A 6,288-nucleotide genomic window follows, 5' to 3' on the forward strand; every position below is an offset into this window, starting at 1 on the left:
AACAACTACAAGTACGAACTGCAGTGCCACCTTGGCGGGGGCGACTTCGATTCCGCGTGCTTACGTGATCAGGTTGAATGCACGAACGGGCCGGATGGCGAGGACGGGATCCCGGTCATCTGGTATTCCATGCCGCGAGGCGTTCCTGGAGCCGTCTGGGCAATCCATTCGGGACCCACTTGTCTCTACGATGCTCGGCCGGAGGACCTCCTGCCGCGCATAGCCGCCCAGATACAGAGGCAGTTCGAGAGCCTGCCCATCAGCGCAGGAACGGTGGTCGCGCAGCCCAACCCCAACACGCTCCGCGGGGCCGAGACAAACTTCTACGCTGACGCTTCCGAGCAACAGTTTGACGTGACGATGCTCGGACAGCAGGTGCACGTGGTCGCCACGCCGGTTCAGTACACCTGGAATTACGGCGACGGAACGGTCTTCGGTCCGCAGCCTTCCATGGGAGGGCCGCTGCCGCAGGACCGCTGGGGTGAAAAGACCCGAACGAGCCACGTCTACGCGGACACAGGCGACTTCCAAGTCGTCCTCACGACGTCCTTCCAAGGCACGTATTCCGTGAACAACGGACCGCCGCTGCCCATACCGGGCCAAGGCCAGTTCAGCGCACCGCCTCAGTCCATCAGCGTCTGGCGATCCATCACCCGGAACTACGCCGACGACTGCAACCAGAACCCGCAGGGACAAGGTTGCCCCGGCGTGGCATCGTCCCGGTAGGAAGCATCAGACGACGCCTATGAGGCGGCCGGCAACCGCGCCCGGAATCCAGACAAGCCACCCCCGCAGAGAGTGATCCGCGCCTCAACCGGAATACTTGCACGCGCCGGGCAGTTGGGAACAGCAGTACCAATTCACCTCGAAAGGAACTGCGCATGCTGTTTTCCCCCTTGACTCTTGGCGAGCTTGAACTGCCCAACCGCCTGGTAATGGCACCCCTGACCCGTCTCCGCTCAGGCGAGAACGGTGTTCCGGGTCCCTTGGTTGTGGAGCACTACCGGCAGCGCGCATCCCTGGGACTGATCGTCAGCGAAGGCATCTACCCGAGCCCCGCCGGACGCTCCTACCCGGGTCAGCCCGGTCTCGTCACCGCGGAGCAGATTGCCGCCTGGAAGAAGGTCACCGACGCGGTGCACGCTGAGGGCGGCCGGATCTTCGCCCAGATCATGCACGGCGGACGGGTTTCCCATGCGGACATCACCGGCGGCCACACCATCGTGGGTCCGAGCGCCGTCGCCATCGACGGCGAGGTCCGCACCCCGTCCGGCAAGCAGCCGTACCCCGTCCCGCACGCGCTGACCATCGGTGAGCTGCCCGTCGTAATGCAGGAAATCGTCACCGGCTCGATTAACGCCATCGAAGCGGGATTCGACGGCGTGGAGCTGCACTCGGCCAACGGCTACCTTCTCCACGAATTCCTTGCCCCGAACTCCAACGTCCGCGACGACAGCTACGGCGGCTCGCCGGAGAACCGGGCCCGCTTTGTGATCGAAACGGTCAACGCCGCGGTGGCCGCGGTGGGTTCGAGCCGCGTGGGCATCCGCATCTCGCCGGAGCACAGCGTCCAGGGCATCGCCGAAACGGATGCGGCCGATGTCCGCGCCACCTACGAGGTGCTGGTGGACAGCATTGCCCCGCTCAACCTCGCCTACGTCAGCATCCTGCACCACGAGCCCACGAGTGAGCTGGTCCAGGATCTCCGGGCGCGCTTCAACGGCACATTCCTGGTGAACTCCGGCTTCGGCACCATGACAACTCGGGAGGAAGCAACCGCCTTGGTGGCGGACGGCCATGCAGATGCTGTGGTGGTGGGGCGCCCCGCCATTGCCAACCCGGACCTCGCGCGCCGCTGGAAGGAAAGCCTTCCGCTGAACGAACCGGACCCGTCCACGTTTTATGCAGACGGCTCCATAGGCTACACGGACTACCCCGCGTATTCGGCTTAGCGGTCAATGCTGGCCTCGGCCAGAGATTAAACGACGACGGCGGCACCCGGCTTGGGTGCCGCCGTCGTTGGCTGCTCGGGGTGCTGTCCCGGCAGCGCGCGCCAAATTAGCCATCCGACGGCTGTTTTGGCTCATCTTTCAACGTTGGCCCGCCCAGGTTCACAAGCGCTGAGCGGTAAACACCAGAATACTCCAGTGAATGGATTATTGCTAGGGAAATAGCTAAAGGTATGCTTCCCGGCCCGTTCCTTCGCGCATCACCAGCTTGTCGTCCTCAATGGAGACGAGCAGGCTTTTGGGCTTTCCGCTGACTTTGGTAATGGCTTTCAGGCCGCGGTTGGTGACTTCCACTCCCACCTGCGCCCCCTTTGCGGGCAGCTCCACGGACGTTTCGTAGGCTTCTCCCAGCAGCGGGTTGGTGGACACGCCCATGTCGCGGCGGACCTCCTTGCCGTTGACCATGACGGTGATGTTGGCCTCGTCGAATCCTTCCTGAAAGACGATGAGCAGTTCACGCATGGTGGCCCTCTTCCTCGAAGTGATTGCCTGTGACGGCATATCAACTACAGCACTTCACGGCCCGGAGCGGAATACCCCGGCCGGCTGCCCGGCCGGGCGCCGCTGGAGACGACCAGGCCCGTAGGGCAAAATGTTCAGGTGACCCAACTCCCGCACGTCCCGTCCGCCCCCACGTCTGCCCCAACTCCGGACAGCGCCATCCACGCCCAGATCGCCGCCGAGCTTGGCGTGAAGACCTGGCAGGTCAAGGCTGCAGTGGACCTGCTCGACGGCGGTTCCACCGTTCCGTTCATCGCCCGGTACCGCAAGGAAGCCACCGGGACGCTGGATGACACGCAGCTGCGCGAGCTCGACGAGCGCCTGCGCTACCTCCGCGAACTTGAGGACCGCCGTCGTACTATCCTCGAAGCGATTGCCGCGCAGGGGCAGCTGACCCCCGAGCTGCAGGCAGCGATCCTCGCCGCGGATACCAAGTCCCGGCTGGAGGACATCTACCTTCCGTTCAAGTCCAAGCGCCGCACCAAGGCCCAGATCGCCCGTGAAGCCGGGTTGGAGCCGCTCGCCGATGCGCTGCTGAAGCGGCCCGACCTGGACCCGGAACGCGAGGCTGCCAGGTACCTGAACGCCGAGCACTCCATTGATGACGCGGACGCCGCGCTCGCCGGCGCCCGTTCCATCCTCGTCGAGAGGGTTGCGCAGGTTCCGGACCTCGCCGCAACCCTGCGTGAGCGGCTTTGGACGCAGGGGCGGATGGTGTCGCGGGTCAAGAAGGGCAAGGAGGCCGACGGGCAGAAGTTCGCCGATTACTTTGAGTTCGCCCAGGCGCCCACCGGAATGCCCTCGCACCGCGTGCTTGCGCTGCTGCGCGGTGAGAAGGACGGCGTCCTGGAGCTGGATCTCGCCGAGGCGGATCCGAACGACGACGACGCCCTTGCCGCCGCGCGTTCCCGCTACGAGTCCGCCGTTGCCAGGTGCCTCGGGGTCGCCGACCGCGGCCGTCCCGCCGATTCGTGGCTGATCCAGACCGCGCAGCTTGCCTGGCGCTCGCGCGTGCTGGCCCGGTTGACTGCAGACCTCCGGGGACGGCTGTTCACCGACGCCGAGGACGAGGCTGTCCGGGTGTTTGCCGCCAACCTCCGCGACGTCCTCCTGGCCGCACCCGCCGGAAACCGCGCCACTCTTGGGCTGGACCCGGGACTGCGGACCGGTGTGAAAGTTGCCGTTGTGGACGGGACTGGCAAGGTGGTTGCCACCGACACGGTGTATCCGCACGCGCCTGCCCGGAAATGGGACGAGGCCCTCGCCACCTTGGTGCGGCTGGCCCGAAAGCACAACGTGGAGCTGGTGGCCATCGGCAACGGAACCGCGTCCCGGGAGACGGACAAGCTTGCCGCGGAACTGATCAAGCTGCTGCCAGCCGCGGAGACGAAACCGCAGAAACTGGTGGTTTCCGAGGCCGGGGCGTCGGTGTATTCCGCGTCGGCGCTGGCCTCGGCGGAGCTGCCGGGCATGGATGTGTCCCTGCGCGGAGCCGTTTCCATTGCGCGGCGGCTTCAGGATCCGCTGGCCGAACTCGTGAAGATCGATCCCAAGTCCATCGGCGTGGGGCAGTACCAGCACGACGTCACGGCGTCGAAGCTGGACCGCAGCCTGGATGCCGTGGTCGAGGACTGCGTGAACGCGGTTGGCGTTGACGTGAACACTGCTTCGCCCGCGCTGCTGAGCCGCGTGGCCGGCGTCGGACCTTTGCTGAGCGAAAACATTGTGGCGTACCGAAACGAACACGGGCCGTTTGCCAAGCGCAGCGAGCTCAAGAAGGTGCCCCGCCTGGGTGCGAAGGCGTTTGAGCAGTGCGCCGGCTTCCTGCGGATCACCGGCGGAGCAGAGCCGCTGGACGCGTCGAGCGTGCACCCCGAGGCGTATCCGATTGCCCGGAAAATCCTGGTGGCCGCGGGCTCGGCGCCGGCGTCGTCACTTGATCCGCGCGCTTTCGTCGACGGCACCTTTGGTTTGCCCACGGTCCAGGACATCCTGGCGGAGTTGGACAAACCAGGCCGCGATCCCCGACCCGCTTTTGCCGCGGCCACCTTCTCCGAAGGCATCGAGAAGATCTCCGACCTCAAGCCCGGCATGGTGCTTGAGGGGACCGTCACCAATGTGGCCGCGTTCGGCGCATTTGTGGACGTCGGAGTGCACCAGGACGGCCTGGTTCATGTGTCGGCGCTGGCCAACCGCTTTGTCTCCGATCCCCGCGAGGTGGTGAAGTCCGGGCAGGTTGTCCGCGTGAAGGTTCTGGAAGCCGATCCGGAGCGGAAACGGATTTCGCTCACGCTAAGGCTCGACGACGAGCCGTCGCCTTCGGGTGGGCGGGCGCAGGGCGGGCGTTCGGAGAGTACGCGTTCGGCGGGTGGGCGATCGGAAGCCGGGCGTTCGGAAGCCGGGCGTTCGGAAGGGGGGCGTTCGGAAGGGGGGCGGCCTGAAAGCGGACGGCCAGCTGGGGGACGCCCAGCAGGGGGCCGTCCGGCAGATGCGCGGCGAGACTCGAATGGACGCGACCCGGGTGGTCAGCGCGGACGCGGGGCCACGAGCCCGGGCGACAACGCATCGACTTCGAAGCCCGATCCGAAGTCGTCCGGCGGCCGGCCGCCGGCACCGAAGCCGGCGCCTGTAAACACCGCCATGGCAGAGGCCCTCCGCAAGGCTGGCCTCGGCAAATAGACACGTGCTCATTGGCGCCCACTCGGAGTAGCTCGCTCAGTCAGCGGCCATGTTGGCCGTGGGAGGTGGTCGCCCGGCAACGGCTGGCGAATAGCGAGGTCACGGTCCAGCTCACGGTGTTCGGACAGGACTCGGTCCCGGGATCGCTGGCTCCGGATGTTCGGCCAGATATTTGGCCGTATCGTCGGCCATTGCCTGAAAGTCGTCTGGCCAGGTCGGTGGTTCCCAGTCGGGGTGTTCGCTTTGGTAGTGGCGTCCGGTGGGTGATATCCAGCCGGGTGGTTCGTTCTTGGTGGCGGTGGTGGGTTTCCAACCGGTGATGTGTCTGAGTCTGTGGTGCTTGCGGCATGGCTGGCCGAGATTACTGATCCCGGTACTGCCTCCCTCGGCCCAGGCGAGGAGGTGGTCCGCTTCGTTGTCCAGGGAGTGGTTGCTGCAGCCCGGGAACGGGCACTTCCCGTCCCGTAGTCGTAGCCATTGGCGTTGGGCTTTCGTCACGCGGTAGCTGGTTCTGCCGATTTCCAGGGGTGCTCCGTCGCGGGGGTCGATCAGAACGCGGTGGAAGGATTCGGCACCGTCGGCGATCAGGTGGCGGGCCATGGACGGCGGGACCGGCCCGTACCCGTCCAACATGGCCGGCTCATCCGTGACACCCAGCAGCGAGAGGACAGGGACGGTAACGAGGACCTGCGCCCGCGGTGACGGAACACCGCCGCCCACTGCCATGCCGCCCATTTCGCCGCTGCCGCCGGTCACGTTCGTCATAACGCCGGTTCCGGCGCCGGCGATGTTGTTGCCGAGAAGCCAGGTGGCGACGGTGTCGGCGCGGAGCTGGCTGAGGTTCCGGTCTTCGGCCGGGCGTTGGAGGGCACGTGCCGCCGACGTGGCTCGGTTCCAGATCCCCGCAGCGGTGTCCGCCGGGAGGTAGGCGGAGAGCCAGGCCATGCCGTCGCGGTCCGGGGCATATTCCAGGCGTCGGTCGGCTGCGCTCTTGATGTGGCGTTTTTCGATGCTGACCGGGTGGTGGCGTTCCCGCCAGGTCCGGGCCTTGTGCCGGAACCTCCCGGGGATGAGCTCACCGGCGCGGCCACGTGCCGGA

5 protein-coding genes are annotated in these 6,288 nt (G+C 66.2%); 3 read left to right on the forward strand and 2 right to left on the reverse strand.

Going from position 1 to position 6,288, the window contains the following annotated elements; translation table 11 throughout:
- Both V6M49_RS09515 and V6M49_RS09520 read left to right on the forward strand, forming a co-directional pair.
- The coding region (locus tag V6M49_RS09515; RefSeq protein WP_332760955.1) for a PKD domain-containing protein at positions 1 to 726 on the forward strand (726 nt) is incomplete at its 5' end.
- A gap of 155 nt (positions 727 to 881) precedes the next feature.
- Positions 882 to 1,952 carry an alkene reductase gene (locus V6M49_RS09520; RefSeq protein ID WP_332760956.1) on the forward strand — a complete coding sequence of 357 codons (1,071 nt, stop codon included), beginning with the start codon at positions 882 to 884 and terminating at the stop codon, positions 1,950 to 1,952.
- Between the two features lie 222 nt (positions 1,953 to 2,174).
- Here V6M49_RS09520 and V6M49_RS09525 read toward each other — a convergent pair whose 3' ends face one another.
- A complete protein-coding gene (locus V6M49_RS09525; RefSeq protein ID WP_056346782.1) occupies positions 2,175 to 2,471 on the reverse strand; it encodes a hypothetical protein in 297 nt (98 codons plus the stop codon).
- Between the two features lie 138 nt (positions 2,472 to 2,609).
- Here V6M49_RS09525 and V6M49_RS09530 point away from each other — a divergent pair, with 138 nt between their 5' ends.
- The gene (locus tag V6M49_RS09530; protein WP_332760957.1) at positions 2,610 to 5,189 is read left to right on the forward strand and encodes a Tex family protein; all 2,580 of its coding nucleotides are present in this window, start codon (positions 2,610 to 2,612) and stop codon (positions 5,187 to 5,189) included.
- Between the two features lie 111 nt (positions 5,190 to 5,300).
- On the opposite strand, the gene V6M49_RS09535 is transcribed toward V6M49_RS09530, so the two are convergent.
- On the reverse strand, positions 5,301 to 6,288 hold a 988-nt coding region (locus tag V6M49_RS09535; RefSeq protein ID WP_332760958.1), incomplete at its 5' end, for an HNH endonuclease signature motif containing protein.

It is taken from the genome of Pseudarthrobacter sp. (assembly GCF_036675385.1).
Classification (GTDB): domain Bacteria; phylum Actinomycetota; class Actinomycetes; order Actinomycetales; family Micrococcaceae; genus Arthrobacter.